The 17489-nt window shown below is 39.2% G+C and carries 13 protein-coding genes; 9 read left to right on the top strand and 4 right to left on the bottom strand.

What is annotated here, in order from left to right:
* Positions 1-46 precede the first annotated feature (46 nt).
* Complete coding sequence (malQ, locus tag FH971_RS09105; protein ID WP_140234087.1) at positions 47-2233, bottom strand: 4-alpha-glucanotransferase; 2187 nt, start codon at positions 2231-2233, stop codon at positions 47-49.
* A gap of 495 nt (positions 2234-2728) precedes the next feature.
* On the opposite strand from malQ, the gene FH971_RS09100 reads away from it, so the two are divergent.
* Positions 2729-3307 carry a CoA pyrophosphatase gene (locus FH971_RS09100; RefSeq protein ID WP_140234086.1) on the top strand — a complete coding sequence of 193 codons (579 nt, stop codon included), beginning with the start codon at positions 2729-2731 and terminating at the stop codon, positions 3305-3307.
* Positions 3308-3377: 70 nt separating this feature from the next.
* On the opposite strand, the gene FH971_RS09095 is transcribed toward FH971_RS09100, so the two are convergent.
* Complete coding sequence (locus FH971_RS09095; protein ID WP_137220821.1) at positions 3378-3713, bottom strand: hypothetical protein; 336 nt, start codon at positions 3711-3713, stop codon at positions 3378-3380.
* A gap of 180 nt (positions 3714-3893) precedes the next feature.
* Here FH971_RS09095 and asnS point away from each other — a divergent pair, with 180 nt between their 5' ends.
* Entirely contained in the window at positions 3894-5294 is a 1401-nt protein-coding gene (gene asnS, locus FH971_RS09090) for an asparagine--tRNA ligase (RefSeq protein WP_137220823.1), read from the top strand.
* A 447-nt stretch (positions 5295-5741) separates the two neighbouring features.
* Positions 5742-7358: a methyl-accepting chemotaxis protein gene (locus FH971_RS09085; RefSeq protein WP_140234085.1), complete on the top strand. Its 1617-nt coding sequence runs from the start codon at positions 5742-5744 to the stop codon at positions 7356-7358.
* Between the two features lie 233 nt (positions 7359-7591).
* On the opposite strand, the gene FH971_RS09080 is transcribed toward FH971_RS09085, so the two are convergent.
* Positions 7592-8017 carry an Hsp20/alpha crystallin family protein gene (locus FH971_RS09080; protein WP_137220827.1) on the bottom strand — a complete coding sequence of 142 codons (426 nt, stop codon included), beginning with the start codon at positions 8015-8017 and terminating at the stop codon, positions 7592-7594.
* A gap of 837 nt (positions 8018-8854) precedes the next feature.
* On the opposite strand from FH971_RS09080, the gene FH971_RS09075 reads away from it, so the two are divergent.
* Both FH971_RS09075 and FH971_RS09070 read left to right on the top strand, forming a co-directional pair.
* Entirely contained in the window at positions 8855-10738 is a 1884-nt protein-coding gene (locus FH971_RS09075; RefSeq protein WP_137220831.1) for a DUF294 nucleotidyltransferase-like domain-containing protein, read from the top strand.
* A 3-nt stretch (positions 10739-10741) separates the two neighbouring features.
* Positions 10742-11458 (top strand): 3'-5' exonuclease, encoded by a 717-nt coding sequence (locus tag FH971_RS09070; protein ID WP_140234084.1) that lies wholly within the window; start codon positions 10742-10744, stop codon positions 11456-11458.
* A 75-nt stretch (positions 11459-11533) separates the two neighbouring features.
* On the opposite strand, the gene FH971_RS09065 is transcribed toward FH971_RS09070, so the two are convergent.
* On the bottom strand, positions 11534-13114 hold the full coding sequence (locus FH971_RS09065; protein ID WP_140234083.1) for a BCCT family transporter: 1581 nt from the start codon (positions 13112-13114) through the stop codon (positions 11534-11536).
* A gap of 471 nt (positions 13115-13585) precedes the next feature.
* On the opposite strand from FH971_RS09065, the gene FH971_RS09060 reads away from it, so the two are divergent.
* Genes FH971_RS09060 through FH971_RS09045 form a run of 4 tightly spaced genes read left to right on the top strand, consistent with a single transcriptional unit; the run spans position 13586 to position 17211 of the window.
* Positions 13586-14239 carry a TetR/AcrR family transcriptional regulator gene (locus tag FH971_RS09060; protein ID WP_167496000.1) on the top strand — a complete coding sequence of 218 codons (654 nt, stop codon included), beginning with the start codon at positions 13586-13588 and terminating at the stop codon, positions 14237-14239.
* Positions 14236-15180: an HlyD family secretion protein gene (locus tag FH971_RS09055; protein WP_140234081.1), complete on the top strand. Its 945-nt coding sequence runs from the start codon at positions 14236-14238 to the stop codon at positions 15178-15180. Before FH971_RS09060 ends, FH971_RS09055 begins: the two co-directional genes overlap by 4 nt.
* Positions 15177-16094 carry an ABC transporter ATP-binding protein gene (locus FH971_RS09050; protein WP_140234080.1) on the top strand — a complete coding sequence of 306 codons (918 nt, stop codon included), beginning with the start codon at positions 15177-15179 and terminating at the stop codon, positions 16092-16094. The genes FH971_RS09055 and FH971_RS09050 overlap by 4 nt, the downstream gene beginning before the upstream one ends.
* Positions 16084-17211: an ABC transporter permease gene (locus tag FH971_RS09045; RefSeq protein ID WP_140234079.1), complete on the top strand. Its 1128-nt coding sequence runs from the start codon at positions 16084-16086 to the stop codon at positions 17209-17211. The genes FH971_RS09050 and FH971_RS09045 overlap by 11 nt, the downstream gene beginning before the upstream one ends.
* The last annotated feature ends 278 nt before the right edge of the window (positions 17212-17489 follow it).

Genomic DNA, 17489 nt, shown 5'->3' with positions numbered 1-17489 from the left:
ATTAATGAGCACGTTTATCGGAAGTAGATGGGGTACGCCGCCACAACTACTTGGTGGATTGTCTGGCTAATTTTATGGCATTAAGGCGCTGTTCAACCTTAGGGCTTTGGGACATTTGTTTGATTGATAGCGGTAATCTGCGCTGCCAATTTGGGAATTCTTTCCAAGTGCCGGGAATGTTTACCGCGTGCTTATCGGCGACCAAGTCACTTAATTGCACACTGAACATTTGCGAATTTCCTTTAGCGGAGACACTGATCCAAGCCAACAACACCTTATCGAAATCTAATTGTTCTAATGATGCTGTTTGTTGTGGCAGTTCGAACGCGTGTTCGCGGATCAGTAAATCAATCAATTGCTGTTTATATTGCTGTCTCTGAGTAATAACGTGTTGCAACTTTTCATCAGTTTCAATCAAGTCAAGTTGACGCCTTAAGCGTAAATCAGCACCAGTCCACCATGCTGAAAGCGTGCATACATCATGATTAGCTAACATCATTAAGCTTTGGCGCTTATAATCTTGTGGCGACTTAAAGCCATCATAATGTCGACAGAAATAGAATAATTCGTTTGAGTAAATACCTGCATCACGTAAACGAGACACGATTTCGGGCGGCACTATGCCTAAATCTTCTCCGATAACAATACAGCGTGCACGCTGACTTTCTAAACAAATAATCGCTAATAAAGTGTCCAACGGATAATATACATAACAACCATTACCGAGCACTTTCTCTAGTGGCCACCACCACAAACGCAGTAACCCCATCACATGATCAATCCTCAACGCACCACAACTTTGCATATTACTGCGAATTAATTGCACAAAATGACTAAAATCATTTTGCTTCAATTTAACGGGATCGACTGGGGTTAGACCCCAGTTTTGACCATGTTCAGCAAAGGGATCTGGGGGTGCACCAATGCTAGCATTGGCACAAAATAAATCGGCATTTGACATAATTTCGGCGCCATGACTCACCGCTCCCACGGCTAAATCACGTATGAGTCCAATACTCATGCCACATTGTTTAGCATTAAGCTGACAGGCTTGTAATTGTTCACTGGCAACAAACTGTAAATACAAATAAAAACCCGCATCATAAGTGAAATATTTAGATGCTAACTTTATTTCCAGTTCAACAAACTGCATTAATGCTGCTTTATCTTGCTCTAAAAACTCAGAATATGCTTTAAACCTTGGGGTTTCAAACCTTACATGTTGCGCACAAAAAATTTGATACAACTTCTCAAAAGCAGCATATTTAAGACTTTGCACTTCTTCATAATTAATCAAATTAGCCTGGTTGAGTACAAACCTTTTTTGCTGCCATTTTTGTGATAATAACTCGCCATTAAGCGCCTTATATTCATAAACAGCTTCAATTTGTATATACAATGGATTTAACCGACGACGGTCAGTTGGGCTATAAGGACTTGGGTTTTCTGGTTGACCGATATCCAAAGCATGCAGAGGATTAAGAAGAATAAAATCTGCACCAGCTTGGGCGGCATAATCAATCAACTCAGCCAAATTACCAAAATCCCCAATTCCCCATTGGCTATCATTGCGTATCGCATACAGTTGAGCATTTAACCCCCACGTTTGCTTGCTGCTTGTTGCTGTCTGCGCAAAACAACCTTGATAAGCCATAGATGGCGCTACCATTAATTGACCTTGTAAAATCTCAGTTCGTGCGGGGTCATTTAAAAACGCAATATTAACTTGGTAATAACCATGTTTAAATTTCGATTTATCAAGCGCTAATCTATATTGGCAATAGCGCTGATTGTTGACAATATATTCACCAGTGATAACACAATCACTCAAATCTGCATTAACTGAGAAAGTGTCAATGTGATCACCGCTAATGGTAACCACAAAGGAAAATAAATAATTATCAGGAAGATATATATCAACATGAGGTTTATCGATATTACACCACTGAAACTTATGCAACGGCATCAACCAAGGTAATACATCAAGTTGTTCAATTCTGGTGGCAATCTGTTGATCCGATAAACAGTGTTGCATCAAGGCTTCTGACGTTAATGCTGGTTGATTGGCTTGCTGTAGATCGGTTTGTAGATGTTGTTGATAAAATGAAGGTTCCAATAACATCGTAGTTAAAATACCCTGCCTGTCCTTAGCAGGAATGTGGACATGATTACCGACACAATCGATAAACTCTGCTCCTACGCCTTGCAAATACAGTAACTTTTCAAGTTCCATATTTGTCACCCTCGCGTTAATTAACTGCATTAATTCCAGCAGTTAACATGCCAGTTAATCATAACAAATTGAATACAGATTAATGGCAATAAAATGACAGCGACTATTTATTTAAAATCAGTCAGTTAGCACTTTTGTTACAGTTGGAATGTTTGTTCAATACGAATATATTAAGGCCATTTAACGCACCATGAACTGACATAGATCACAAAATGGTGCACTTAAGCAAACTATGTCACTAAAAATTTGATTTAACTGGTAGGGTTAATTTTAATGAATAAATGACATATAAAGCGTCGTTTAATAATCTTTATTACCCGATTCATTTCTTTTAGCCTGACGCTGTCACTGCTAAGATTAATCTTACTGAAGCGAAATGTTACAGAGATTGATACCTATCATCGACTTGTTTCAGGTGTGATACATTGAGTTGTCATAAGTTTTAATCCCACATGATAGCCACTGTATTACCATTTACTGGATACAAAAATAATAATGAATAAACACGAATTCACCTTACGCTACAATCTACATCGTCTGGGCTCTTCCATCCCTTCAGCCCCGCAATCATACATAGGTCGACAAGCTGCGGTGTTAATACCCGTGATTGAAGTAAAGCAACAATTGCACCTTATTTTAACGAAACGCCCAATGCATTTACGTCACCATCCAGGGCAAATTAGCTTCCCAGGCGGCAAAGTTGAGCCAGAAGATATTAATGCCATTTATACTGCACTGCGCGAAGCCCACGAAGAAATTGGTTTATCACCAGAAAATGTTGATGTGCTAGGTGTATTTCCGCCCCATAAAACCTTTACAGGATTTGAGATAACCCCAGTAGTGGCAATGGTAAAACACCCTTTTGAGTTAGTGCTAGACCCCGGTGAAGTGGAAGATTGTTTCTTGGTACCATTGAATTTTTTTATTGAGAGAAGTAATCATCATAAGCTAAGTTATTATCGCTATGGTGCACATTATCAGGTGCACTTCATGCCATTTGAAGACAAGTTTATTTGGGGTGTAACAGCCGCCATCATTGATTTACTCTGCCGTCATGTCGATGTAAATGAATGATCAAGCATTGAAGATATACTTCATAAATCATTTAACCCATAGTTGATGTCAATAATATTCACAATGCCAATTAGACCACGTAGCGGATATATAAACCTGCTGACAACGAGACTAACAATAGCAATGGTATATTGACCCAAAACCCCATTCGCGTAGTCGTTTTTGCATAGAAATTAACCAGCAAATTTAAAAAACTAATACCTGCACACCACCAAATTAAATACTCTAATTTAATGGTTAATACGGGATCCCAGTTTAATCGCACCGACACCCCTTTACTTAAAAAATATCCAACTGCGCGATCAGGCCTAGCTTCACCAAAAATAATCAACGCATAAATGGCTAAGCTCCAGCCTAATAACGACAAAATGGTCAACACCACTTGTATAATTCCTAATCGAGACATGGACTTTCCTTAATAAACGGGACAATAAAAGACTAATTAGCCATATATTTAACCGACTTAACTAAAAGTATCATAATAATCACCCTAGAATAGCGTTTTCAGCTTGAGAAAAGCCACCAGCAAGGTAAGATAAAGCCCAAATTTATATTTATATTCGATACGTTGGAGAATAAAGCAACAATGAGCATTGCATCTGTCGCTTCTGTATTTAAAGGTGAACACGCCGTTGGTTCGCAAGTCACTGTCCGTGGCTGGGTAAGAACTCGCCGAGATTCAAAAGCGGGTATTTCTTTCTTAGCCGTGTATGACGGTTCATGTTTCGACCCTATTCAAGGTGTCGTGCCAAATAGCCTAGCCAATTACAATGACGATGTATTGAAATTGACTGCAGGCTGCTCTGTCGTCATGACGGGTGAAGTGGTTGCCTCTCCTGGTGCCGGTCAAGCATTTGAATTGCAAGTATCCGAAATCCTAGTCACGGGTTTTGTTGACGATCCAGATACTTACCCAATGTCGGCTAAACGTCATTCTATTGAGCATTTACGTGAACTGGCCCATCTTCGTCCTCGTACCAATATTATTGGTGCCGTTGCCCGTGTACGTAACTGTTTATCACAAGCCATTCACCGCTTCTATCATGAAGAAGGGTTTATCTGGGTATCAACCCCATTAATTACTGCGTCTGATTGTGAAGGTGCAGGTGAAATGTTCCGCGTATCAACATTAGACATGGAAAATTTACCTCGCACTGCCGATGGTAAAGTTGATTACGATAAAGACTTCTTCGGTAAAGAATCATTCTTGACTGTATCGGGTCAGTTAAACGCAGAAACCTATGCTTGTGCATTGTCTAAAGTATATACCTTTGGGCCAACATTCCGTGCAGAAAACTCAAACACCACTCGCCACCTTGCAGAATTCTGGATGGTTGAGCCTGAAGTGGCATTTGCCACATTGGATGATGCCGCTGAGTTAGCTGAAAAAATGCTCAAGTACGCCTTTAAAGCCGTACTTGAAGAACGCATGGATGATTTAAGCTTCTTTAACGAACGTGTTGATAAAACCGTTATCGAACGTTTGCAATCATTCGTTAGCAGTGATTTTGCCCAAGTAGATTACACTGATGCGGTTGAAATCCTTAAAAACTGTGGTAAGAAGTTTGAATTCGCAGTTGAATGGGGTATTGATTTACAATCTGAGCACGAACGCTATTTAGCAGAAGAGCATTTTAAAGCGCCTGTTGTCGTTAAAAACTATCCTAAAGACATTAAAGCTTTCTATATGCGCTTAAACGATGATGGTAAGACTGTTGCCGCGATGGACGTATTAGCACCAGGTATTGGTGAAATTATCGGTGGCGCACAGCGTGAAGAGCGTTTAGACGTACTTGATATGCGTTTAGCTGAAATGGATTTAAGCCAAGAAGATTACTGGTGGTATCGTGACCTACGCCGTTATGGCACAGTGCCACATTCTGGTTTCGGTTTAGGTTTTGAGCGTTTAGTGTCATACGTGACTGGCGTTAACAACATTCGTGATGTTATCCCCTTCCCTCGCGCACCTCGCTCAGCAAGTTTCTAATCATTTAAATAACAAACTTTTAAACGCGCCAATTGGCGCGTTTTTTATTGAAACTTTTTCGATTACTGACATATAGAATATTTTCTTTTTTATCATCCATTACTCACCCAACAGATCAAAACAATTTAGTCATTTTTATGCCCCACCTTAGAATATGTAAGTGTTGGTTTATTTACTGACTACAACTAAAAGTTGATTTTTCAATAAAAACAGTCACAATTAACCAACATAAAAACTACCGATAAACAACCAAAGACAAACCTAAAAACATCCAAACAACAACATTTTAGGGTATAAAAATAACAACAATCTTCGCCCTAACAAATAAAACTACTCTTTAATTAGACATAGGTTCAAAAAATCAACGCTGTTAAATGACAATAATTATATAACACGATATTCTCTTTACATTGCATGACATCATTTTATTTACGTTAAGGGTTATTTATGAATATAAAGTTCTCCATCAAGAGAATGCTCCAAATTACCATTGTACTAACGTTAACGTCACTAATGGTGTTGGCTTTGATAATGAGTGTTCAACAAGAGCGTATACATGTAAATATTGAAAAAGAAGAGCTACAAGTTCATGCAATATTTGCATTAAAAGATACTCGTTATTATGTCGTGCAAATACAACAATTTCTAACCGATGTGGGGGCAACCAAAAGTGATGAAGCTAAGTCTGAAGCACTTGAAAGCAAGAGCGGAGCCCTACAACAGATTGATGAGTTAATTAAATACGCTCCAGAATTTGCAGTGCAGGCACAAAATATTAAACGCCAAGTCAATTTATTGTACGATTCTGGTATAAGAATGGCCGACGCCTATTTAACCCAAGGTACTGAAGCGGGTAACGCATTAATGAAAGACGCTGGTGGCTTTGATGACTCTGCGGGAGAATTAGCAGAAAACTTAGATTTATTGGCTCAAGAACTGGATCAACAATTTGTTTCAACGGTAAATGAAACTCTTATTGCAACAACTTCGGCTTCGAGGGTGCAATTATGGGGAAGCATTGGCCTCGGGTTATTTATTGTGATAATGATGATAATTCTTTATCAACGTATTTTAACTCCACTTAACAAACTTGATGAATCAATGCGCAATGTGGCATCTGGAGCAAAGGATCTAACCGTAAAGTTAGACGATAGTAGTGATGATGAAATTGCTAAAGTGGCATCGAGCTTCAATGTGTTCGTGGCGAACATTCGTGAGTTGATCATTGATTTTAATGGCAACACACAACAATTAGGCACAACAAGTGTACAGTTAGCATCTGCTAGTAATGAAACCTTAAATGGTATGCAACGACTACAAAGTGAAACAGAACAAGTCGCCACGGCAATGAATCAAATGCAAGCAACCGTCATTGAAGTTGCAAACAATGCCGAGTTAGCCGCCCAAGCAGCACATGATTCAGATGCACAAGCACTACAAGGCGACAAGGTTGTTCGCCAAACTATCGATTCAATTGATCATCTAGCAAAAGGGGTGGAACAAGCCGCGAGTGCACTCTATAAATTAGAAAGCGATACCAATAATATTGGCACTATTTTGGACGTTATTCGTGGTATTTCAGACCAAACCAATCTACTGGCGTTAAATGCTGCAATTGAAGCCGCACGTGCCGGAGAACAAGGCCGTGGCTTTGCCGTTGTTGCCGATGAAGTTCGCACCTTAGCTCAGCGCACTCAAGATTCAACCAATCAGATTCAAGAAATGATTGGTCGATTGCAAACAGGTGTAAAAGGCGCTGTAACCGTTATGGAAGCAAGTAGCCAACAAGCTAAAAATAGCACTGAGCAAGCAGCTCAGGCGGGTGAAGCACTGACTAAAATTACCCAATCTGTTGCTACCATTGCCAATATGGCGACTCAAATTGCAACTGCGGCGGAAGAGCAAACGGCAGTGAGTGATGAAATTAATCGTAACATTGTTAATATTAGTGATGAAACTCGCTTAACCGTTGCCAATGCCGAACAGTCACATACTGCGAGTGTTCAAGTTGACCAATTATCTCAACAATTAAAAGCACAGATAGGCCAATTTAAAACCCAATAAACAACTATTTGATGATTAAACGTTAACAAAAAGCCCGCTAAATTAGCGGGCTTTTTAATCGTTATCAATAATGATTTATGCGACCACTACATGTATAAAGTTGATATATCTATTATTTGAGTTATTGCTTTATAAAACGTTTTATTAACCATTTTATTAAATATAGATGGTTAATACATTTCTAAGCTTTACCTCATTAATTTATTTTATAGCAACAATTTATACTGGCTTTGTTATTGAATGGGGATTAGTTTAGTTTCAGCTTTTTTCCCACCAAGTTTAGGCACTTTCAATTGAAGCACTCCATTTTTAAATGAGGCTTTTATATCGGCTTCACTTGGTTTGCCATCTAAAGTGAAACGGCGGACATATTGACCTGTACGACGTTCTTTTCTGATCACTTGCCCGTGGTCTTTTACTTCATTATCTTCGGCTGTCGATGCCTCAATGGTTAGTACATCGCCATCAAGTGAAACATGAATATCCTTTTTATCTACACCCGGTAAGTCGGCGGTAATATCATAATGATCCTCATTATCATTAATATTTACCCGAGGACTAAAAAAATCTACATCCTTTTCCCCCTCAACAGTGGGAGCATAAAAGTTGCCAAAAAAGTCTGTCACATCAAAAAGTGAATTTTTAGGAATTAAGTTCATAACAAAATCTCCTTACATCTTTAAATCTGCTAGTAAAATTGATTGATTCTGGCTTTACGTACAACCAAAATCTCAACCTACCCAACAATTTTAGCGCTCACATAACGAGCATCATTTGATCAAGATCAATTATCCTGATTGTTTTAATATGTCTTTTATAGACGTTTTTGATTAGGGCCTATTATGTAAACGAAGACGATGTTCTGGCGTTATATGCCAAGAAATACTCGAAGAACCTGTAAAAGTCGATAATGAAGAACCAATGGAAGATTTTAAGTTAGAAGACTTGCCCCCCATTTCACCAGATGATCTGCTTGTAGGCCACCTTCCAGCGATTATGGCTTGAGATCTCCCTATACCTGTTGTGGATTTTAAGGCGATTTACAAGGTCAGGTTTCACGAGCTCATTTGGCCGAGGTATTATCTGATTTTAATAGCGATACTGTCGACGACAACGAGAACGAAGAAGCTGACAAAGACAACTCTAATTGTGAGGCAATGAAAAAGATAAGGATAAAAACTAATAGACATTTTTCAATAAAAACAACCAATGCAGAGGGGTTATCTCAAGCTTAATATGAACCACATTATTTTTTTTAAAAGTGACTGTATTTCTAAATCAATCTTTAAAGCACCGTTAACAATCTTAATAAAAGCCATTTATAATCAATGACTTTTATTATTATCAATTGTAAACATCGCACAATCAATCAATACCAAATCAAAGGTAAAATATTCGCCTGTAATTATAGCTGCACATATTGCAGCTATAACTCGTATAATGTCTGTATAGCTATACACAAAAGCTCCAGTCAATACACATTAGCAGGCCTATTAATGTCAGCCGAATTACTCGAAATTCAAAGTTTTATTGCTCAGTATGCCCCTTTTGATCAACTTCCCGAAAAAGCGATACTTGAAGTGGCTCAAAGCGTTGAGATTTCATATTACCAAACAGATAGTATGATTATTAATTTTAATGACAAAATTAAAGAACTGTACATGATCCGCAGTGGCGTCGTAGAGCTATTTCGACGTAAAGGTGAACTGTATAATCGTCTTGATCAAGGTCAGTTATTTGGACAAATGGGCCTGTTGACCAATAACAAAGTGCGTTTCCCAGCCAAAGCGGTCAAAGATACGCTTGTTTATTGTATTCCAGAGTCTGTATTCAATGATTTATGTGAGCAATATGATGATTTCGCTGATTTTGTAGAAGTGGAAGATACCACCCGTTTAAAGCAGGCGGTAAAAGGTAACACCGATGATGCCAATGCACTAACCACCTCAAAAGTTAAAACATTACTGACCAGAGAACCACTTATTCTTCCCTGTAGTAGCACTATTCAAGCTGTTGCTAAGACAATGGCTGAAGAGAACATTTCTGCCGTATTAATTAATGATCCCAATATAGATGATCCTATGGAAAACAGTTTTGTTGGTATTATTACTGAACATGACCTCTGCTCTAAGGTCGTAGCTGCTGGGATAAATGTTGATAGTCCTATTTCACAGGTCATGTCGACAAATTTAATCTATCTTGATCATAACGCTTATATTTTTGAAGCTATGTTACTCATGTTACGTCATAACATTGATCATCTGCCTATTATCAAAAATAAAAAACCCATTGGTCTGATTGAAGTTGCTGATATTATTCGTTACGAATCTCAAAATAGTCTGTTGTTTGTCAGCAGTATTTTCCAGCAAAAAAGTAGTGAGGATTTAGTACTGCTTTCTAGCCAGTTAAAAAACTGTTTTGTTCGAATGGTAAATGAAGACGCAAATTCTCATATGGTCGGACGGGCAATGTCTGAAATCGGCCGTAACTTTAAGCAGCGTTTATTAGAACTTGCAGAAGAAAAGTTCGGCCCGCCACCTGTGCCCTACTGTTTTTTAGCGCTCGGTTCGATGGCTCGTGATGAACAGCTCATGGTTACCGATCAAGACAATGCCATTATTCTAGATAATAGTTATCAAGTAGCATTGCATGGTGAGTATTTTGAAAAATTAGCCGATTTTGTTTGTGATGGTTTGGCCGCTTGCGGTTACAGTTACTGCACCGGTGATATTATGGCCAGTAACCCTGAGTACCGTAAAACCCGCTCCGAGTGGGAAGCGTGTTTTGGTGACTGGATAGACAATCCGAATCCTCAAGCGTTATTAAACTGCTCTATTTTCTTTGATCTAACGGGTGTATATGGCCGTATAAAATGGGCTAAGCAGTTAAATGCATTCATCCGCAAGAAAACTAAGAAAAACAACCGATTTTTAGCCTGTCTGGCCCATAATGCCCTTAATCGTAAACCTCCTTTGGGATTTTTTAAAGATTTTGTGATGGAAAAAGATGGCCGTCATAATAACTCGATTAATTTAAAACGCCGTGGAACAGCACCATTGGCAGATCTTATTCGAGTACACGCTTTGGCAATTGGTTCGTTATCACAAAACTCCTTTGAACGTTTAGAAGATATCATCGAAGCGGGTATTTTGCCCACATCAAAGGGCGAAGATTTACAGCATGCGATGGAGCTTATCTCTTTGGTGCGGTTGCGCCATCAGTCCTCTGATATAGAATCTGGAATCGAGCCTGATAATAATATCGAGCCGGAAAGCATGTCTAATTTTGAAAGAAGAAATCTTAAAGATGCTTTCTTAGTATTAAGCAATGCACAAAACTTTTTAAAATATCGGTATACGTCCAACAACATTAAAGGTTAACTCATGAATAACTTCAGTAACCAGGAGATTTTAAACTGGGAAGCCTTTCTAAAATTACAAGCAAAAAATAGTAAAGACCGACGCTTATGTGATTTTTATAATGTCGGAACCTATCAAAATGATACGCCATTAAGCGATATTGAATTTGTGGCATTGGATTTTGAAACCACAGGCTTAGATTCACAACAAAACAGTATTATTAGTATTGGATTAGTACCCTTTAATATACAGCGTATTTTTTGCAGTAAAGCAAAAGAATGGTATCTCAATCCGCAGGATATATTACAAGAAGACTCGATTATTATCCACGGTATCACCCACTCTGATTTAAAAGGTGCACCCAATCTATTGCTGATATTGGAACAGTTGTTAGATGAACTCGCGGGAAAAGTCGTTGTAGTGCATTTTCGGCATATAGAACGTGACTTTCTTGATCACACTCTACGCTTGTTGATTGATGAAGGAATTATCTTTCCGGTTGTTGATACGATGCAGATAGAGGCTAATGTACAACGAGAGAAATCAAAGGGACTGTTTAACTTCTTTAAAAGAAGGCGCCCTGCGTCGATCCGTCTTGCTAATAGTCGTGAACGCTACAACTTACCCGCTTACTCATCACACGATGCCTTAACCGATGCAATTGCTACCGCAGAATTGTTTCAAGCACAAATTAAGTATCATTTCAGTCCAGATACTGCGATTAGAAAATTGTGGCTATAAATACTACCTCCATAAGATTAATTCTTAAAAAAAAGCCGATGAATAAATCATCGGCTTTTTAATACAAGTATAAATCTATCTTTTATTATGTTTTTCGGTGCGCATACCCATCAACAAACTGACACACATAACCAATAGAACAATGGTAAACGGTAATCCAGTCGAAATGGCACCTGCTTGCAGTGCCTCAATCGCTTGAGTGCCACCAACCCATAATAAAACAGCTGCAATTGCACCTTCTATTACGGCCCAAAAAATACGTTGAGGGATCGGAGCATCAATTTTGCCACCAGCAGTAATACTGTCGATAACTAGCGAACCAGAATCTGAAGAGGTTATAAAGAAAACCAATACCAGTAGCACAGCTAACATTGATAACAGATTGCCTAAAGGCAACGAATCAAACATTTGGAACATGGCTAGCGGAACTTCAGTTAACCCCTTACTGCCCAATGTACCTACATTATTGACAACTTGATCAATGGCGATACCGCCAAATACAGACATCCATAAAATAGTAACTACGGTTGGCACTATCAATACAGTGGCAAGAAATTCACGTACTGTACGACCGCGTGAGATGCGAGCAATAAACATACCCACAAATGGTGACCATGAAATCCACCACGCCCAATAAAACACAGTCCAGCCGTGCATCCAAGCTTCGTCTTCACGGCCTATTGGATTACTCAATGGAATAATATTCTTAATATAACCCATTACAGTTGTCGGAATGGTACCCATAGAAACAGCGAAAGTAACCAGTGCAACAAAAATGAGTAAAGCAACAGCAAGTAACATGTTGATATTACTTATGACTTTAACACCACCTTCAAGGCCTCGTACTACCGAGATAACAGCTAACATCGTCACTACTACAATAATAGTGATTTGTAGGGTTAGGTCGGCTTCAATGCCAAACACATGATGGATTCCTGCTGCTGCTTGTTGGGCACCTAAACCCAATGAAGTGGCCAAACCAAATAATGTGGCTAATACGGCCAAAATATCAATGATATGTCCAGGCCAACCCCAGGTGCGGTCACCCAATATTGGATAAAAAGCAGAACGAATAGAAAGAGGTAAGCCTTTGTTATAAGCAAAGAAAGCCATAGACAACGCGACCACGCCATAAATTGACCAAGGGTGTAATCCCCAGTGGAACATGGTTGCACCAAGCGCAAGCTCCGCAGCCTCAGGTGTATTAGCAACAACATTTAATGGTGTTTCATACCATCCAGTGTAATACGCTAAGGGTTCAGCAACGCCCCAAAACATCAAGCCAATTCCCATACCTGCAGCAAAAAGCATTGCTATCCAAGAAAGTCTTGAATAATCGGCTTTTGCGTCATCACCACCTAAGCGAATTTTACCGAAAGGTGACACAATTAATGCCAAACAAAACACCACAAAAATATTGGCTGACCACATAAATAGGCTGTCAAATGTTCCTATAATCTGCCATTTTAAACCATCTAAAAATGCTTTCGATGTTGCCGGATCGATAATTAATAATGCAATTAAAAAAGCAGCGATTAAACCTGCACTAATCCCAAAAACGGCGTTATGTATATCAAAGCCCCATTTTTGGATGTTATCTTGTCCAACAGTATAATCGGTATTATCTATACTGTATTTGTCCTTATTCATATTCATATCACCTCGGTTAGAGCGACCTTGCCCTTTTAATCTGACAGTCGTTTAAATTTCAATAACGCATTTTAGCAAAATAAGCTAAATATTTCAGTGTTTTTTAAAAATTAGACTTATTTAAAAATAACAAAAATAAATAATAAACAGACATTTATATGCCATATAGTACTAAGAGAGCCAACTGAACCCTATAAAAATCTGTCAACGCTTTATATTTACCTTTAAATAACAAGAATAATATTCAATGCACAAGATAAGTTTTACTTCATTAATGATTTGGAGTTTATTCCCCTAGTCAATAAACCTGTTTAATATTTAGCCTAAGTATGTAGCAAAACGATAGTTCTTATCCATATTAATAAGTGCTTTTATTAATGTAATTCCTCACCGGATATTAAATTGTGGAATTAATGTCCTATTCTCTTTGCCAGTATTTGTTATTATTCATCAACTGATGAATAAATGGAGTTCGAAATGGCTGATAAACCTGGAAGACCCAAAGGTGAAACACAAACCCGTGCAGCACTCATTGAAGCGGCACAAGGTTGTTTCCTTCACAACAGCTATGATCGAGTCTCAATCCGAGAATTAGCACGACGAGCTGATGTCGATGCCGCTATGATCCGTTATTACTTTGACTCCAAAGCGGGTTTGTTTGAAACCATGGTTCGAGAAACAGTTGCTCCCGTAGCAAGTATGTTTAAACAAGATTTGAAAAAACAAAACAATTCTCCAGGGGCATTAATGAGTGCCTATTATCAAATGATGGAAAAAACCCCTGCTCTGCCGCGGTTAATATTTCAAGTATTGAATCAACAGACCAGTGATGAAGCTTTCAGCATTGTATCGCATGTTATTCAAGAAATGCTTGGGTTTGCAGGTGACTGGATTCAGGACTTATCCCATCAACAAAGACTCAATCCACAACTGGATCCACAATGGGTCCGGTTAAGTTTTATCAGTTTAATGGTGTTCCCATTAATTGCGCCTAAAGTGATACTCGACGAGTTAAATTTACCACTTAGCCAATCAATGCTCGATAATCTGCTTAAACATAATATAAATGTAATGAATCAAGGGCTATTCCAAGACCCATCTCAACAATCTTCAGAGTCAGGAGCTCAATGATGAAACGTCATCTATTATGGTTGTCGATAATTTTTCTATTCGCTGGTTGTTCTGGTGAAGAAGGTGAAATTGCAATGGGGCTGATTGAACGAGATCGAATAATACTTTCAGCACCTGTTTCAGAGCAAATTCGCACTATTGCTGTTGAAGAAGGACAGACGGTAAAGTCAGGTGATTTATTAATTCAACTTGATCCCCGGCACGCGCAATTGCTAATTGATCAACGACAAGCCTTACTTGTTCAAGCACAAGCAAAACTAAATCAACTGCAAACTGGGGCTCGTTTAGAACAACTTGCAGCAGCCAATGCCGCAATGCTTGCTGTGCAGGCTCAAGCCCAAGATGCAGAAAGAAGCTATGTCCGAATGAAGGACCTTTGGTTAAAAAAATTGGTGGCAAAATCTGAATATGATTCAGCTAAAGCACTAAAAGATCAAACAACTGCCCAATTAAGCCAAGCAAAACAACAATGGTTAGAACTTAAAAATGGTACTCGCAGCGAAGAGATTGCTCAAGCACAAGCGCAAACAAACGCTGCGCAAGCATCATTGGCCGATGCACGGCAATCACTAGCCGATTTAAGCATACTCGCTCCAAAGTCAGGTGTTGTAGATGTTTTACCTTGGAAGCTTGGCGATCGCGTTGCTGCTAATGTTCAACTAATAACGCTTTTGGCCAGCGATCGTCTTTATGCCCGAGTATATTTACCAGCAACGGCGCTAGGTAAAATAAACCAAGGTGACTCAGTACAAGTATGGATTGATGGTCATAAACAACCTGTTACAGGAACGGTACATAACATCAGAAGTACCCCTGCCTTTACACCTTACTTTGCACTTAATGAACGAGATCGTGCCCGGTTAATGTATTTAACAGAGATAGACTTACCTGCTGATGAAAACTTAGCAACAGGGATTGGCGTAGAGGTTCGTTTACCATGAATGAATCCTCTTATGTAATCGAAACTCAAGGACTCACGCGTCGTTTTGGTGATTTAGTGGCAGTAGATGATCTGAATTTACTGGTACCAAAAGGTTGTATTTATGGTTTTCTCGGCCCAAATGGCTGTGGTAAGTCAACATTAATTAGGATGTTAACTGGCTTATTGAGACCCAGTTCTGGCGAAGCCACTGTTTTAGGATTAACGCTACAAGGGAATGAAGAGTTACTCAAAAGCAGAATTGGTTATATGACTCAGAAATTTTCCTTGTATGACAATTTGACAGTATTAGAAAATATGCGCTTTGTTGCGGCTATTTATGGGGTGAAAGATAAATCGCGAATATCAACATTACTGGCACAATATGATCTAGAACAACAACAAAAACAGTTAGCTGGAACCATGAGCGGCGGGCAAAAACAACGCTTGGCTCTTGCATGTGCCATTATGCATTGTCCTGAATTACTCTTTCTTGATGAACCCACTTCAGCTGTAGACCCACAAAACCGTCGTGATTTTTGGGAACACCTGTTTGACCTCAGTGAAAATGGCACCACAATTTTGGTTTCAACCCACTATATGGATGAAGCAGAACGCTGCCATCAATTAGCCATTTTGGAAAATGGTATCAAACGAGCCGACGGTACACCGCGTGAGTTAATGCAATCCATGGGTGCCACGGTTATTGAAGTGACTGGCAATGATTTAAGGTCGTTAAAACAGAAACTAACTGACATAAAAGCGGTTATTTCCGCATCTCAATCTGGCACTCGGTTAAGAGTGCTAATAGATGACTCCATAGCAGAACCCATTAAATTGCTTAGCCCTGTTTGTCAGCAATATAAGCTTGAAATAGTTAGGCCGAGTCTTGAAGATGTGTTTGTCACCAGTACTGGAGGTCGACATGTGGGGTAGGTTAATTGCCATTGTCGTCAAAGAATTGAAACAACTGTCAAGAGACCGAATGACTTTTGGCATGATAGTCATGATCCCTTTGCTGCAATTAGTATTATTTGGTTATGCCATCAATACCGATGTTCGCCATGTGCCTGCAGGTATTATCGACATGAGTCAAACTACCTATAGCCGAGCCATTACACAAACAGTGGTAGCTACACAAGCAGTTGATTTCGTACATCAATACTACTCTATAAAGGAAGCCGAGAAAGCCATTACCAACGGAGAAGTCAAAGCAGTACTCTATGTACCCGTTGATTTGCCTCAACGACTGTTGATTCATCCCTCCTATGATTCAAAACGGGAATCATCACAAATAACTCGTCCGGTGGGACAATGGTTATTAGACGGCTCGGATACTATGGTAGCCTCAACGATCAGAGCGCTGAGAACCTTACCACTGAACGAAGTGGCTAACCGTGCAACCGTAATGAGCGTACCGACATTTGAAGTAGTCGAATATTTTAACCCAGAGCAACGTTCAGCAGTCAATATTGTCCCAGGGTTACTGGCTATTATCTTAACGATGACCATGATTATGTTTACCTCCGCTGCCATTGTTCGAGAGCGGGAGTTGGGTAACATGGAATTTTTAATTGTCACTCCAGTACACCCTCTGGAGCTGATGTTGGGTAAAATAATCCCCTACATTTTAGTCGGATTAATCCAAGTTGCGATTATTCTCAGTGCTGGACACTGGATATTTTCAGTTCCTGTCCGCGGTGGCCTAGATTCTTTATTACTCGCTTCATTTTTGTTCATTTGTGCCAGTTTGGCTTTAGGATTGGTCATTAGCACCATCGTTAATACTCAGCTTCAAGCGATGCAATTGACCATTTTTGTATTAATGCCATCCATTTTGTTATCTGGCTTTATGTTTCCTTATGAAGCTATGCCAATTGGAGCCCAATGGGCTGCAGAAATGCTACCTGCAACCCATTTCATTCGTATGGTTAGAGGAATAGTACTTCGAGAAGCAGAAGTGACATCATTAGGCAAGGATGCATTGTGGTTACTCGGCTTTACCTGTGTTGGCGTGTTGTTAGCGGCTAAACGTTTTAATAAACATTTGTAAACGTCATACACAATTGTAGCGGTTAGCTAAATAATGGCGAGTCAGGCTCAATGTTGATTTGGTTTTCAATATTGAGTTTGATTCAAGTAAACCTGCGGGAGTAAAGAAATCACGGAGTAAGATTCAACCCTAAAGATTTAGCCTAACACTTTGAAATATAATGATTATTTAACGAAAAATATCCATTTAACCAAAATAGTAGAACAACAATTCTGACTTATGTCTATCACGTTACCGATGACTGATTTTTGCTTCATTATGGTTTTTATTTAATACCA

Source organism: Shewanella polaris (genome assembly GCF_006385555.1).
GTDB classification, from domain to species: domain Bacteria; phylum Pseudomonadota; class Gammaproteobacteria; order Enterobacterales; family Shewanellaceae; genus Shewanella; species Shewanella polaris.
Note: the sequence above shows the minus strand (reverse complement) of the source record. Positions and strands in the feature narration are given on the sequence as shown.